The 13900-nt window shown below is 62.2% G+C and carries 13 protein-coding genes; 5 read left to right on the forward strand and 8 right to left on the reverse strand.

Annotated features, from left to right (window positions below; genetic code table 11):
• The first annotated feature begins 12 nt into the window (after positions 1–12).
• Complete coding sequence (locus NT26_RS14150; RefSeq protein ID WP_052639588.1) at positions 13–1212, forward strand: pyridoxal phosphate-dependent aminotransferase; 1200 nt, start codon at positions 13–15, stop codon at positions 1210–1212.
• Positions 1213–1226: 14 nt separating this feature from the next.
• Here NT26_RS14150 and NT26_RS14155 read toward each other — a convergent pair whose 3' ends face one another.
• The 3 genes from NT26_RS14155 to NT26_RS14165 form a co-directional block, all read right to left on the reverse strand.
• Positions 1227–2195, reverse strand: coding sequence for a TIGR03885 family FMN-dependent LLM class oxidoreductase (locus NT26_RS14155; RefSeq protein WP_052639589.1), 969 nt, complete (start codon positions 2193–2195; stop codon positions 1227–1229).
• A gap of 44 nt (positions 2196–2239) precedes the next feature.
• Entirely contained in the window at positions 2240–3496 is a 1257-nt protein-coding gene (locus NT26_RS14160; protein ID WP_052639590.1) for a DUF763 domain-containing protein, read from the reverse strand.
• A 64-nt stretch (positions 3497–3560) separates the two neighbouring features.
• The gene (locus tag NT26_RS14165) at positions 3561–4733 is read right to left on the reverse strand and encodes an aminotransferase (protein ID WP_052639591.1); all 1173 of its coding nucleotides are present in this window, start codon (positions 4731–4733) and stop codon (positions 3561–3563) included.
• A gap of 106 nt (positions 4734–4839) precedes the next feature.
• Here NT26_RS14165 and NT26_RS14170 point away from each other — a divergent pair, with 106 nt between their 5' ends.
• Entirely contained in the window at positions 4840–5505 is a 666-nt protein-coding gene (locus NT26_RS14170; protein WP_052639592.1) for a sulfite oxidase-like oxidoreductase, read from the forward strand.
• Between the two features lie 14 nt (positions 5506–5519).
• On the opposite strand, the gene mmsB is transcribed toward NT26_RS14170, so the two are convergent.
• The 4 genes from mmsB to modB form a co-directional block, all read right to left on the reverse strand.
• Positions 5520–6404, reverse strand: coding sequence for a 3-hydroxyisobutyrate dehydrogenase (gene mmsB, locus NT26_RS14175; protein WP_052639593.1), 885 nt, complete (start codon positions 6402–6404; stop codon positions 5520–5522).
• 63 nt (positions 6405–6467) lie between these two features.
• Positions 6468–7613 carry an acyl-CoA dehydrogenase family protein gene (locus tag NT26_RS14180; protein WP_052639594.1) on the reverse strand — a complete coding sequence of 382 codons (1146 nt, stop codon included), beginning with the start codon at positions 7611–7613 and terminating at the stop codon, positions 6468–6470.
• A gap of 107 nt (positions 7614–7720) precedes the next feature.
• Positions 7721–8791, reverse strand: coding sequence for a molybdenum ABC transporter ATP-binding protein (gene modC / locus NT26_RS14185; protein ID WP_052639595.1), 1071 nt, complete (start codon positions 8789–8791; stop codon positions 7721–7723).
• Positions 8788–9489, reverse strand: a complete 702-nt coding sequence (modB, locus tag NT26_RS14190; protein WP_052639597.1) for a molybdate ABC transporter permease subunit — start codon at positions 9487–9489, stop codon at positions 8788–8790. The genes modC and modB overlap by 4 nt, the downstream gene beginning before the upstream one ends.
• Before the next feature lie 161 nt (positions 9490–9650).
• Here modB and NT26_RS14195 point away from each other — a divergent pair, with 161 nt between their 5' ends.
• Positions 9651–10166, forward strand: coding sequence for a ferritin-like domain-containing protein (locus NT26_RS14195; RefSeq protein WP_052639599.1), 516 nt, complete (start codon positions 9651–9653; stop codon positions 10164–10166).
• A gap of 101 nt (positions 10167–10267) precedes the next feature.
• Here NT26_RS14195 and NT26_RS14200 read toward each other — a convergent pair whose 3' ends face one another.
• The gene (locus NT26_RS14200) at positions 10268–11281 is read right to left on the reverse strand and encodes a Gfo/Idh/MocA family protein (RefSeq protein WP_052639601.1); all 1014 of its coding nucleotides are present in this window, start codon (positions 11279–11281) and stop codon (positions 10268–10270) included.
• A 114-nt stretch (positions 11282–11395) separates the two neighbouring features.
• Between NT26_RS14200 and uxaC the strand changes: the two genes are divergently transcribed.
• Positions 11396–12805, forward strand: coding sequence for a glucuronate isomerase (gene uxaC, locus NT26_RS14205; RefSeq protein ID WP_052639605.1), 1410 nt, complete (start codon positions 11396–11398; stop codon positions 12803–12805).
• Positions 12806–12844: 39 nt separating this feature from the next.
• Complete coding sequence (locus NT26_RS14210) at positions 12845–13822, forward strand: TRAP transporter substrate-binding protein (RefSeq protein WP_052639608.1); 978 nt, start codon at positions 12845–12847, stop codon at positions 13820–13822.
• Positions 13823–13900: the final 78 nt, after the last annotated feature.

Raw genomic sequence — 13900 nt, forward strand, 5'->3', positions numbered from 1 at the left:
AGAGGACCCACAATGCGTTACGCCTCCATAACAGACCGTCTTGCCGATCTCGGTTCCGGCCGCTGGGCGGTGCACACCACCGCTCGCCAGATGAAGCAGGAGGGCGCCGATATCATCGAGCTCACCATTGGCGAACCGGATGTCGCGCCGGACAAGGCGCTCCTGGACGAGGCGACGAGGTCCATGCATTCCGGACGCATCCGTTACTCGAATGGACGCGGCGAACCCTCCGTACTGAAGGCGCTGGTCGAGAGATATGCAAAGCGCCGCACCGGCGTGACGGAGGAGAACTTCCTCTGCTTCCCCGGGACCCAGACAGCCCTCTACGCCGTGATGACGGGCCTGGTCGAAACCGGTGACGACGTACTCGTCGGCGACCCGCTCTACGCAACCTATGAAGGCGTGATCGCCTCCACCGGTGCCCATCCGGTGATGGTTCCGCTTCGTCCTGAGAAGCGATTCCACATGCAGGCCGAGGACCTCGAACGAGCTATCACGCCAAACTCACGCGTGGTGCTCCTCAATACACCGCACAATCCGACCGGCGCCGTACTGACGGCCAGTGAAATTTACGCGATCGGGGAAGTCTGTCGCAAGCACGACCTCTGGATCGTCTGCGACGAGGTCTATGAGCAACTAGTATTTGATGACGTCCCGTTTGCATCGCCATTCGACATGCCGGAACTGGCAGAGCGGACCATCGTGGTGTCGTCGATCTCCAAGTCTCATGCGGCGCCGGGCTTCCGCAGCGGTTGGGCCGCAGGCCCTGCAGAATTCTGCAAACGCTTGCTTCCCATCTCCGAGACGATGCTGTTTGGCGTCCAGCCCTTCATTGCCGACATGACGGCGCTCGCGCTTTCGCAGGACTTCCACATGGCGCCGACCATGCGTGCGAACTACCGCCGGCGCGCGGAGACTGCAGCTCAGGCTTTCGCCGGCAACAATCTTGTGAGACCGATGCTGCCGGAAGGAGGAATGTTTATCCTTCTCGACATCTCCGCGACCGGCCTCACGGGGCTTCAATTTGCTTGGGAGCTTCTGCAGCAGGAAGGCGTCGCGGTCATGCCCGGAGGATCGTTCGGTCAGCAGGCCAACGGCTTCCTCCGCATCTCCCTCACGGTTCCCGACGATACGCTGCTCATCGCCATGAAGCGCATTTCAGATCTTGCCGATCGCCTTGTGGCGCCGGAAGGACGACGCGCGACCGCCTGAGCGGCGAAGGCAGGTCATTTCAGCCGCGGAATGACCTGTGCACCGAAGACATCGATGAACTGCAACTGATTGCGTCCGACATTGTGGACGTAGACCTGCTCAAAACCCATGCCCATGTCTTCCTCGAACCAGGCAACGTGGCGAGAGGGATCGGCCGAGATGCGGACGAACTCGTCCATATCTTCGGGCCTGACCCGTGCGCAGGCAGCATCGAACTCCTCCGGCGTCCTGAGCGTCTCGGCGACTGCGGCGGGCAGCGTGTTGCTCCGCCACTGATCGTATGCGTTCTCGCGGGCTTCTGCGTCGGTCGGGGCATAGGAAACGTGAACCTGAAGATAGGCCGGCTTTCCTTCACCGCCGCCACGACGGAAAGCCTCGACAATCTGGGCCAGCTTGTCTCGCGGCTGGTTGATCGTGATCAGCCCGTCCGCCCATTTTCCCGCCCATTCGGCCGTGGCGATGGAAAGTGCGCCGGCAATCACCTTCGGAGCTTTACGCGGAAAGGTGTGGAGCCTTGCCTCATCCACCCGAATGGGGCTCTCGCGACTTACCGTGTTGCCGTCCCACAGCGACCGGATGATCTCGACCCCAGCCAGGAGCCGCTCATTCCTCTCGGGCTTGGACGGCCAGCGCTCCCCGACCACGTGCTCGCTGAGGGCCTGCCCGCTCCCGACCGCCATCCAGGGGAAGCGGCCAGGGAAGAGTTCTCCGAGGGTCGCCGCCGCCTGGGCGGTGATCACCGGATGATATCGCCAGCCCATCGGTACGGTAATCAGTCCGAAGGGGATCGTCTTCGTCGCCTGCATGGCGGCACCGAGGAAGGTCCAGACGAAGCCTGAGTGTCCCTGCCGCTCGCTCCAGGGCGCCAGGTGATCGGAAGACATGACGGCTCCGAAGCCGGCATTTTCCGCCGCTTGGACGCAAACGACGAGTTGGTTCGGGGAAAACTGCTCGTGGGAAGCGTGGTAACCGATGATCGTCATGGCACCTAGAAGGCTGAAACGCTCGCTTGGTTCCGTCGAAAACGTCAGCCTCTCTTCAAGCCGCGGGCTTCGAGTTCCTCTTCCCACCCGAAGATGCTGCGTCCGCCCAGGGCGTGAGAATCGCGAAATTCGCCAGCCACGATTTCCTTGAGATCCGGGCCAGTCGCATATTGCTCCAGGCGCCGCGCCTGATCGTCCAACCGTTTCAGCGCCTGCAGTTCCTCTTCTCGACCCATCCTGCCCTTGCTGACCGCGGACTTCATTACCCGTATCGTCTCATCGTAGACCTTGAGCGGAACGGGAAACGGGTGGCGGTCCTTTCCACCGTGAGCAAGCGAGAAACGCGCAGGGTCGGAAAAGCGACAGGGGGCGCCGTGAACGACTTCCGCGACCATGGCAAGCGCGTTCACCGTGCGCGCGCCGACACCAGGCGTGAGCAGCAATTGCTGGAAGTCGGTGGGGCCACGGTCCGCCGCCGCTGCCAGGGTGCTGTGAAGACGCTTCATGTTGACATCCTTCTCGCGGACATCGTGATGGGCGGGCATGAAAAGATGCGGCAGCATCGGTTGCGGCACATCGCGGGGCGTTTCGCGCCGCTCGAGTGAAACGAGCTCGCTGACGATCCGGTCCGGCCCGAGGCTTGAAAGCATGTCCAGTTGCGACATGCGGGACGCATCCGCCCGCCGGTCGGCCAGGTTGACGATCCGGCCCTGCTCTCGCCCCTCGATCGCCGCATGGGGCGAGTCCAGAAAGCTCTCCAGCCCCTCCGACAGCCAGTGATAGCGCCGGGCCTGTCGCCGATCGCCGTTCATTCCCTGCTGCACCACCACCCACTTTCCATCGTCCGTCACGATGAACCCGTGCAGATAGAGATCGAAGCCATCCTGCACGGCCGCACTGTCGACCTTGGCGACGAGCCGGCTGGTGGTGGCGAGAGACGCTCCGTCGATCCCGATGCGATCGCCGATTGCCGTGAGCTCGTCCGGTGTCTTGCGCGAATGCTGTCCTCGTCCGCCGCAGACATGGATGCCGAGTTCCGCCGAACGCGGCGTCAGCCCGCGCTTCAGCGCACCGATCACGCTCGTGGTGATGCCGGAGGAATGCCAGTCCATGCCCATAACGGCGCCGAAGGACTGGAACCAGAATGGATGCGCCATGCGACGAAGGAATTCGTCGCGGCCGTAGTGGTGGACCACGGCCTCGGTGATCAGCGCGCCGAGGCGGGTCATGCGCTGCCCGAGCCATTGCGGAACGCGGCCGCCGTGAAGCGGAAGATCAGCGCTGCCTGCTCTCTGTGCCATGGCCGGTCCTTCTCCAGATCAAGCTTATATAGCTGGAATCCGAGAACGAAACAGGATCATTCTATTACGCCGGCCGGAAATCCCGCAGCCGTTCTTCCAGCAGGGAGATCGTCGCGACATCCGCATTAGCAAAGGCAAAGCGGAGGTAGGCCTCCTGGCCATCGCCGAAATAGGCGCCGGGAATGCAGATGATGCCCGCCTCCCTGGCCAGTCGCTCGGCCACGTCAGCCGATCCGAGCCCCGGGAAGGGATGACGGACGAAGGCAAAATAGGCGCCGAGCGAATCGACCCGCCACTCCGGCAGCTTCGCCATCGTTACCGTCAGCGCGTCGGCACGGCGGACGATTTCCTGCCGGTTGCGCTCCCGCCAGTCCGCCAGCATTGGCAGGGCCCGCGCAACCGCGGCCTGTGCCGACCTCGGCGCGCAGATCTGCAGATTGTCCATGACCTTGGCGATCTGCTCCACCGTCTTTGATCCGGCAGTGATCGCACCCAGGCGGTGGCCCGGAATGCAGAGAGACTTCGAGAAGCTGTAGAGACTGATCAGGTGCTCCTGCCAGTCATCCTGGGCGAAGAGGCCATGGGGTGCATGGCCTGCCTCGGGCAGGAAATCGCGGTAGGTCTCGTCGAGAATCAGCCAGATGTCCTTTGTCCGGCACAGCTCGAAGATCGCCAGCAGCAGGTCGGGTGGATAGACGGCTCCTGTCGGATTGTTCGGCGAAACGAGCGCGAGAGCGCGCACCTCGGGCGTGATGGCAGCGGCGATCGTATCGGGCTTCGGAAGGAACCCGTCGTCCGGTCGGCAGGCAACGGTGCGCATTTTGACGCCCATCATCGCCAGCGTCGTGTCGTGATTGAAGTAGAAGGGATTGGTCATCAGCACTGTCTGGCCGGGGCCGGCGACGGTCATGGCGGCACTGGCGAAGGCTTCATTGCATCCCGAAGTGACGTGGATGTTCGACGGCTCCAGCGTCGCACCATAGACCTGGCTCACATGCTCCGCATAGGCTCGCCGCAGATCGGCATCACCCTCGATTGGGCCATAGCCGCAATAGGCGGTCGAAGAGGCCATTTCGCCGAGCAGGGCCAGCATGTCGGGATGTGGCGGATAGCCCGGTACGGCTTGCGAGAGGTCGATCAATGGGCCGCGCGACCCGTCATATGCCCTGCCCCAGGCAAAGACCGATGGAACGGGCGGCGGGGCGAGCTTTTCGACGAGGGGATTGAAGGCAGGCATGGTAAATCCGAATAGAGGCGATTGCGGCAACTGGCATTGATTTGGCCTCCACATCTACCAGTTTATTGCCTCTGGCAAGGACGAGATCTCCACGGAAGGACAGGTCATGGACGACGAGCCTACTCAGCCCGAGGATAGCAAGCTGACGCGCAGCAAACGGGCATGGGCACACGAAGGCCGCTTCCTGACTGGCAAGACCGCGCGCCCCGAGACCGAACGGCTCCCGCCTGGGCAGCACCTGGTAAAGAACTGGCCGGTCTTGGATCTCGGTGAGCAGCCGGAGGTATCGACGGCACAATGGCGTCTTGACGTTGCAGGCCTCGTGGAGAACCCCCGCTCACTGGACTGGAATGCCCTGCTCGCCCTGCCTCAGACGGAGCGCCGCTCCGACATTCACTGCGTCACCACCTGGTCCCGCTATGCCAATGACTGGAAGGGTGTCTCCACTCGTGACCTCATGGACATGGTCGCCCCCAAGGCCGATGCAGCCGCCGTCATGCTGACGAGCTATGATGGCTATACCACCAACCTCCTGCTTGCCGACTTCGCGGCAGAGGATGCCGTCCTCGCCCACAGTTGGCAGAATGAACCGTTGGCGACCGAACACGGAGGTCCCGTGCGGCTTGTGGTTCCGCACCTGTATTTCTGGAAAAGCGCGAAGTGGCTGAAGCGGATCGAGTTCATCGGATCGGATCGCGCCGGTTTCTGGGAGCAGAACGGCTACCACATGCGAGGCGACCCGTGGGCCGAGCAGCGTTACGCCGATGACTGAGCGGGCGGAGCGGCTTACTTTCCCTCGCGCAGGAAGTTGATCAGCCCGGAAAAATCATCGCCCCCGTGCCCCAGCGCGGCGAACCGTTCGTAGAGTTCCGCCGCATGGGCTCCCATTTCCGTCTTGGCGCCCGCCGCGCCCGCGGCGTCCTGCGAAAGCTTCAGGTCCTTCAGCATCAGCGCCGCGGCAAATCCCGGCTTGTAGCCGTTGTTCGCCGGCGAGGTGGGCACCGGGCCCGGTACCGGGCAATAGGTGTTGATCGACCAGCATTGGCCTGACGAGGTCGAGGCGACATCGAACAGTGCCTGGTGGGACAGACCCAGCTTCTCCCCCAGTACGAATGCCTCGCAGACCCCTGCCATCGTGATGCCGAGGATCATGTTGTTGCAGATCTTGGCCGCCTGCCCCGCACCGGCGTCGCCGCAATGCACGATCCGTTTGCCCATCTTCTGGAGGACCGCCTCCCCCCGCGTAAAGGCTTCGTTCGCTCCACCGACCATGAACGTCAAAGTGCCGGCAGTCGCGCCACCAGTGCCGCCCGAGACTGGCGCGTCGAGCGAGAGGCAACTTGCGGTCTTCGCCAGGGAATGGGCCTGCCTGGCACTTTCGACGTCGATGGTTGAGCAGTCGATAAGGAGCGTGCCGGGCGCCACGGCGGCAATCAACTCTTCCCAGACCGACAGCACATGCTTGCCAGCCGGCAGCATTGTGACGACGATGCCTGCCTCTTTCACCGCCTCCACAGCACTTGCGGAGACAAAGATCCCATTCCTCGCGGCGGTCTCGTACGATTCCGGCGACAGATCGAAGCCCGTGACCTGGTACCCTGCCTTCACGAGATTGGCTGCCATCGGCCCGCCCATGTTTCCCAGCCCAATGAACGCAACGCGGTCTTCCATGTCTTTCCTCCGTAAGCGGACGGCGCAGCGTGCCGCCGATTCACAACTCTCTTGCCCTGGCCTCTAAGATGCACGTCCGATCAGCGAGCGTGCAATGATCACGTTCATGATCTCGTTCGTCCCCTCGAGGATCTGGTGCACCCTCAGGTCACGCACGATCTTCTCGATCCCGTATTCGGCGAGGTAGCCATAGCCGCCATGCAGTTGAAGCGCGTTGTTGGCCACGTCGAAGCACCGGTCCGTGACCAGGCGTTTCGCCATGGCACAGAGGGTTGTCGCATCATGAGCCTTGGCATCCAGGGCAGCGGCGGCGCGCCAGAGGAAAGTTCGGCACATTTCCAGATTGCCGGCCATGTCCGCCAGGGAAAACTGCAGTGCCTGGAAAGCCGTCAGCGGTTGCCCGAAGGCACGTCGTTCCCCCATGTAGGCAAGCGCCTTGTCGAAGGCCGACTGCGCGCCCCCGAGCGAGGCCGCGGCAATGTTGAGGCGCCCGCCATCGAGGCCCGACATCGCAATCTTGAACCCGTCTCCCTCTTCGCCCAGCCGATTAGCGACGGGAACGCGCGCACCATCGAGAATGACCGCCCGGGTCGGCTGCGCATGCCAGCCCATCTTGCGCTCATCAGCGCCGAACGAAAGACCAGGCGTATCCGCCGGCACGACCAGGGTCGAGATGTCCTTCGGACCGTCATCTCCGGTCCGCACCATGACAACGTAGACATCCGAGGCGCCCGCACCCGAGATGAACTGCTTCTGGCCGGAGACCACATAATGATCGCCTTCCCGAACCGCCCGTGTCTTGAGGGCCGCAGCGTCGGATCCGGACCCCGGCTCGGTGAGGCAATAGCTTGCCAGCCTCTCCATGGTCACGAGCCCGGGTAGCCATTGCTCCCGCTGCTGCTGGTTGCCGAACCGATCGATCATCCAGGCGCACATGTTGTGGATGGAGATATAGGATGCGACTGCCGGACAACCGGACGCAAGCGCCTCTATGATGAGGGCCGATTCGACACGCCCAAGCCCTGTGCCTCCGATATCGTCGCGAACATAAATGGCACCCATCCCAAGCGCACCCGCATTGCGGATCGTTTCTACGGGAAAATGCTTCTCCCGATCCCATTCCAGGGCAAACGGCGCAATTTCCTCACGGGTGAAGTCCTGAGCCATCTGCCGTATGGCAGCCTGCTCCTCGGTGAGCGTGAAATTCATGTCTGACCTCCCTTGGCCTCCCGCCAAGCTCAGGGGATGGATTTTGCACAAGCCGGCCGCTTGCGCCAGCACGGTCTTCCGTTCTCCAACCATTTGCCAACGGAAGGTCAGCGCGCGAGTGCGACCGACTTGACCACGGCATAGACCCGTCGACCAGTCGAAAGGCCCAGTCGGTCACGGGAGAAGGCGGTGATCCGCGCGAAGATCCGCACTTCACCAATGGCGATCGCCACGCGAACCGACCCGTCAGGATCGTCCTCGAATCCGTAGATCGTTCCAGGGAGAATGTTCAGCGCACTTATCCCGACCGGCATTTCTGTTGCAATCATCACATCCCGTTCCGGGATATGCAGGCGCACCGATTGGCCTTCATGCAAGGCCGGATCGGAAACCGTGATCTCCAAGAACCCGGCAGCTACGACGGCCAGTCCGTGACCGGCCTCTACCGAGCGGACAACCCCGCTCAAGACGGCACCTGCATCGCGACGCTCATGGACGGATAGAAGGTGCCCCTTGAGAACCTCCGACGGCGAGCCGATCGCGGCAACGCGCCCGTCTCGCATCATGACGACGCGATCGGCTAGTTGCCCCACCTCGGTGACGGAATGGCTGACATAGACGATTGGAATCCGCGCTTCATCCCTGAGGCGGCCGAGATAGGGGAGGATCTCCGCCTTGCGGTCGTCGTCAAGGGCAGCAAGCGGCTCGTCCATCAGCAGCAGCCGCGGGGAGGACAGCAAGGCGCGTCCGATCGAAACGCGCTGGCGTTCGCCTCCGGACAGGTGAGTTGGCGGCCGGTCAAGCAAGGATGCGATACCGAGGAGATCGACAACCCGCTCGAACGCGGTCGCATCCTTCCTCGCGGACGCGAACCACTGGCCGAAGCCCAGATTGCGCCGCACGCTCAGATGCGGGAAGAGCCTTGCCTCCTGAAACACATATCCGAACCGCCTGCGGTGCGGCGGCACAAAGCAATCCTTCTCCGTGTCCAGCAGGATCTCCTCATCAAACAGCACTTTTCCCGACTGGGGTTTCGCGAGGCCCGAAATCGCCCGCACAAGGGAGGTTTTGCCGGAGCCCGATTGGCCGAACAATGCCGTCACGCCACCCTCGGCAGTGAAGGCCGCGTCCAGATGGAAGTTTCCGAGAGCCTGCGTCACATTAACGGTCAGTTTCATGACGCGACAGCTTTCTGTCCCACCAGCCGCGCCACCCATTCGGATGCCATCAGCGCCGCAAAGGAAATGCCGATCGCGACCATCGCCAGCCGCATCGCCCCGGCGTCACCCCCCGGCACCTGCGTAAGGGTATAGATCGCGGCCGACAGAGTCTGTGTCTCTTCGGGGATATTTGACACGAAAGTAATCGTGGCCCCGAACTCTCCCATCGCCTTCGCAAAGGAAAGGATCATGCCGGCAATGATGCCCGGGGCGGCGAGCGGCAGCGTGACTGTGAGAAATACCCAGGCAGGACGGGCGCCGAGCGTGCTTGCCGCCTCCTCCAGCTTCGTGTCAACAGCCTCCATGGACAGGCGGATCGACCGCACCATCAGTGGGAATCCCATGATCGCGCAGGCAAGCGCTGCTCCCGTCCACCGGAACGAGAAGCTGATGCCGAACCAGTCATAGAGGAAGGAGCCGACCGCACCCTGCCGGCCGAAGGTCACCAGGAGAAGAAATCCCGTGACCACGGGCGGGAGGACGAGCGGCAGATGAACGATCCCGTTCAGGAAGGACTTGCCCCAGAACCGACCGCGTGCGAGCAGGAACGCTATGGCGATGCCAGCCGGCAGGCTGCATGCGACTGCTACCGTCGCAACCTTCACGCTCAGGCGGACGGCCGTCCATTCCTCCTCGCTCAGCGCCAGCCAATCCACTTTCTTCCCCCGCTCATCAGCGACTGCTCCCGCGACCCGCCCCCTTAACGGATAAACGGGCGACAACGGAAAATCTACGCCGCAAAGCCCGCACCGGATCGGAACTTTTGCTGCGCACCAAGGTTCGTGTCCCGGAACGTCAACCCATCTTGGAGAATGACATGGCTGACACCAGCGCGACCCGTGAGATCTTCGTGACCGGCCTGAAAAACGCTCACGCTATGGAAAACCAGGCTCTGTCGATCATGAAGCCGCAGGTTTCGAGAATTGAGAACTACCCGGAAGTCGCCCGCCGCCTTGAGGAGCATATCCGCGAGACGGAAGGGCAGATGACGCGTCTCGAAGAACTGCTTCAGCAACTGGATGAAAGCCACTCCTCGATGAAGGACATGGCGCTTTCCTTCACCGGCTCGATGGCGGCAATGGGCCACACGATCGCGGGCGACGAGATCGTCAAGAACTCCTTCGCCAACTTCGCCTTCGAGAACTACGAGATTGCTGCCTACAAGTCTCTTTTGACTGTAGCAGAACTCGGCGGCTTCCCGTCAGCGACCTCCGCCCTCCAGGCGAACCTGCAGGAGGAGCAGAACATGGCGAAATGGATCGACGACAACCTGCGCACCGTGACAACGCGCTTCGTGGAACTTCGCGAGGCCGGCGAAAGTGCCAAGGTCTAGGTCTCCAAGATAACACTTTAACAAAGAAGCGGCGCCGTCAGGCGCCGCTTCTTTCCTGAACGTCACGAAATCACTACTGATCGGTTTCGCGCGATCCCGCCTCAGACCTGTTCCCGACGACCCGTCGCGGCCGACCGAAGCATTGCCTCGATCAGGCGATGGACCTTCAGTGCCTCCCGGCCGCTCACCTTGGGGGAGCGCCCTTTTTCGGCGGCATCCACGAAGTCTTCGATCACAGCCCGATGATGCATGTGCGAGAACGCCATGGGATCGGCACCCGCACCGCCGCCGACCTCGCCATCGTCCATCTCGATGTCGGACCCGTCGTGAAATTTCGCAATGAGAGTCGCGCCTTCTATCCTTGCCATCCCCTTGGTGCCGATCAATTCGATCGCATCAGGCGTACCGGGATAGGCGCAGGTGGTTGCACCCACGGTACCTATTGCACCGTTCTCATAGCGGATTGCCCCGGCGACCAGGTCCTCCGTCTCCATGCGATGCACCGGCGTTGTCACAGCATAGGCTATGGCTTCCATCGGAAGACCGGCAACCGAAATCAGAAGGTCAAGCGTGTGAATCCCCTGCGTCAACAACACGCCGCCGCCATCCCTTGCCCTCGTCCCGCGACCGGGCTCGTCGTAGTAGCTCTGCGGCCTCCAGTTGGACAGCCTGGCTGACGCACCCACGATTTGTCCCAACCGGCCGTCAGTGACGATCTGTGCCAGCGCGATGCTCACCGGACGGAACCGGTGCTGCAGCACGACCCCGAGCGTCACGCCGGCCTTCTCACAGGCGTTAACCAGTGCCTCGGCGTTTTCCAGTGACACATCCAGCGGCTTCTCCAGCAGGACATGCTTGCCCCTGGCAGCGGCCTGCTCCACCAACTGGCGATGGGTATTCGGTGGGGTAAGGATGAGGACGGCTTCGATCCGTGGGTCCTCAAAAATGCCGTCGAGGGTATCGGTGACGGGCATCCCCCACCGGCTCGCAAAGGTCTGGCGCCTTGCGGGCGTCGGGCTGTGAGCAGCAATCACCTGTACACGATCGCTAAGGTCGAGGAGGCTTTGGGCATGTGGCGCCGATGCCATACCCAGTCCGATCACCCCTATTCGCATACTTACCTCCTCTGCAGAAAATGGTTGTCATACAAAATACCGATTTTTGTATGTTGACATACCACACGTCGCTGCTCTAGCCATTCTTATGCCGAAGGAGGAGCGGCAGTCTCGATGAATTCACTGGTACACGAGGACGTATTGTTGCCGCCGGAACCCGGCGTCCGCTCGATTGCACGCGCTCTGTATCGGACCGTGTCAAACCTGCCGATCATCAGTCCGCATGGCCATACGGACCCCCGGTGGTACGCGCTCGACGAGCCCTTCCCCGATCCCGCCCAGCTTCTGATCGTTCCGGACCACTACATCTTCCGCATGCTCTTCAGTCAAGGGATCGCACTGGAGGATCTCGGGGTAAGGCGGCTTGACGGAGCAGAGACCGAAACCGACGGCAGGCGGATCTGGCAGCTATTCGCAGAGAACTACCATCTCTTTCGTGGCACACCGACCCGCCTCTGGATGGACTACGTCCTGTCTTCCCTCTTCCACATCGAGGAGCCTCTGAACGCGGAAACGGCAGACAGCAGCTATGACCGCATCGCCGAGAAGCTCCGCCAGCCCGAGTACCGGCCGCGGGCCCTTTTCAAGCGGTTCAACATCGAGGCTATCGCCACGACGGAGGGAGCACTCGACGACCTGCGCTGGCACAGGATGATCCGCGAGAGCGGCTGGGATGGCCGTGTGGTGACGGCCTACCGTCCCGACGCGGTGGTCGATCCGGACTTCGAAGGCTTCTCCGCCAATCTCGATCAGCTGGGGGAGATCACCGGCGAGGATACCGGGACGTGGGCAGGCTATCTTGCAGCCCACCGCAAGCGCCGAGACTATTTCAAGTCCTTTGGCGCCACGTCTTCCGATCACGGTCATGCCACTGCGGACACGGCGAACCTCTCCGCAGCGGAGGCCGCCGCCCTTTTCGACAGGATCAGAAGCGGCAGGGGAGACGCCGGCGATCACCGCCAGTTCCGGGCGCAGATGCTGACGGAAATGGCGAAAATGAGCCTGGACGATGGGCTGGTCCTGCAGATTCACCCCGGCTCCTGGCGCAACCACTCGCCGTCAATGCTATCCCGCCATGGTCGCGACATGGGTTTTGATATCCCAACCCGTACCGACTATGTCGGCGCGCTGAAGCCGCTACTCGACGCGGTTGGCCTAGAGCGTGACCTCACCGTCGTGGTGTTCACCCTGGACGAGACCTCCTATGCCCGCGAGCTTGCGCCGCTGGCGGGTGTCTATCCGGCGCTGAGACTTGGACCGGCCTGGTGGTTCCACGATAGCCCGGAGGGCATGCGCCGCTTCCGGGAGATGACGACCGAGACCGCCGGCTTCTACAACACCGTCGGCTTCAACGACGACACCCGCGCCTTCCCATCCATACCGGCGCGGCACGATATTGCGCGACGCGTGGACTGCGCCTTTCTGGCGCGCCTCGTCGCCGAACACAGATTGAGGGAGGAGGAAGCCTTCGATCTGGCCAGAGAGCTTGCCTATACGCTCGCGAAAAAAGCGTATCGGCTTTGAGTGGCGCGTGGGCGCCGAGGAAACAGGGAGGAGAACATCATGTTGCATTTTGGAAAGGTCGCTGCTGCCTTCACGGTCGCAGCAACGCTGTTTGCGAGCACAGCGCTGGCGCAGACGGTACTGAAGTCGTCGGACACGCACCCGGATGGATATCCGACCGTTGAGGGCGTGAAATATTTCGGCGAACTGATCAAGGAACGAACCGAGGGCCGCTACGAGGTGGAAGTCTACCACTCCGCCCAACTCGGCGAGGAAAAGGACACGATCGAGCAGGTTCGTTCCGGCGTTCTCGAACTCAACCGCGTGTCCATGGCCCCGTTCAACGGCACGGTGAAGGAATCGATCGTTCCGGCCTTGCCCTACCTCTTCCGTTCGGAAGAACACATGCACAAGGTCATGGACGGTCCGATCGGCGATCAGATCAAGACGGCCTTCGAGGGAGCCGGCCTCGTAGTCCTGGCCTTTTACGATGCGGGTTCCCGCTCGTTCTACAACAGGACGAAGCCCATCAACAGCGTCGACGACATGAAGGGCCTGAAGTTCCGCGTCATCCAGTCGGACATCTTCGTCGACATGGTCGCAGCACTTGGCGCAAATGCGACGCCTATGCCGTATGGCGAAGTGTATTCCTCCATCGAAACCGGCGTCATCGACGGTGCGGAGAACAACTTCCCGAGCTACGACACGGCCAAGCACTACGAAGTGGCCAAGCACTACTCGCTCGACGAGCATACCATCCTTCCGGAAGTCTTCGTGATGAACAAGGCAGCCTTCGATCAGCTGACGCCTGAGGATCAAGAAATCTTCCGCCAGGCCGGGAAAGACAGCGTCGCCAAGCAGCGCGAACTCTGGGCGGCGAAGGTAAGCGAGTCCCGTAAGATCGTGGAAGAAGCGGGCGCGCAAATCACCACACCCGACAAGCAGGGCTTCATCGATGCGATGGAACCGGTTTACGCCAAGCACGTGACCGATCCTGTGCTCCAGAAGATGGTGGATGACGTCAAGGCTGTCCAGTAACGCAAGTTCCGGGGCGGCTGGTCTCCAGCCGCCCCGAGCTTCGGGCGGACGTCAGCCGGAAGCGATCTGCAACTGCCA

The sequence above is a fragment of the Pseudorhizobium banfieldiae genome (assembly GCF_000967425.1).
GTDB lineage: Bacteria > Pseudomonadota > Alphaproteobacteria > Rhizobiales > Rhizobiaceae > Neorhizobium > Neorhizobium banfieldiae.

Coding starts and splice junctions, on each gene's coding strand:
- NT26_RS14150 (WP_052639588.1), top strand. CDS start 13: ATGCGTTACGCCTCCATAACAGACCGTCTTGCCGATCTCGGTTCCGGC.
- NT26_RS14155 (WP_052639589.1), bottom strand. CDS start 2,195: ATGACGATCATCGGTTACCACGCTTCCCACGAGCAGTTTTCCCCGAAC.
- NT26_RS14160 (WP_052639590.1), bottom strand. CDS start 3,496: ATGGCACAGAGAGCAGGCAGCGCTGATCTTCCGCTTCACGGCGGCCGC.
- NT26_RS14165 (WP_052639591.1), bottom strand. CDS start 4,733: ATGCCTGCCTTCAATCCCCTCGTCGAAAAGCTCGCCCCGCCGCCCGTT.
- NT26_RS14170 (WP_052639592.1), top strand. CDS start 4,840: ATGGACGACGAGCCTACTCAGCCCGAGGATAGCAAGCTGACGCGCAGC.
- mmsB (WP_052639593.1), bottom strand. CDS start 6,404: ATGGAAGACCGCGTTGCGTTCATTGGGCTGGGAAACATGGGCGGGCCG.
- NT26_RS14180 (WP_052639594.1), bottom strand. CDS start 7,613: ATGAATTTCACGCTCACCGAGGAGCAGGCTGCCATACGGCAGATGGCT.
- modC (WP_052639595.1), bottom strand. CDS start 8,791: ATGAAACTGACCGTTAATGTGACGCAGGCTCTCGGAAACTTCCATCTG.
- NT26_RS14195 (WP_052639599.1), top strand. CDS start 9,651: ATGGCTGACACCAGCGCGACCCGTGAGATCTTCGTGACCGGCCTGAAA.
- NT26_RS14200 (WP_052639601.1), bottom strand. CDS start 11,281: ATGCGAATAGGGGTGATCGGACTGGGTATGGCATCGGCGCCACATGCC.
- uxaC (WP_052639605.1), top strand. CDS start 11,396: ATGAATTCACTGGTACACGAGGACGTATTGTTGCCGCCGGAACCCGGC.
- NT26_RS14210 (WP_052639608.1), top strand. CDS start 12,845: ATGTTGCATTTTGGAAAGGTCGCTGCTGCCTTCACGGTCGCAGCAACG.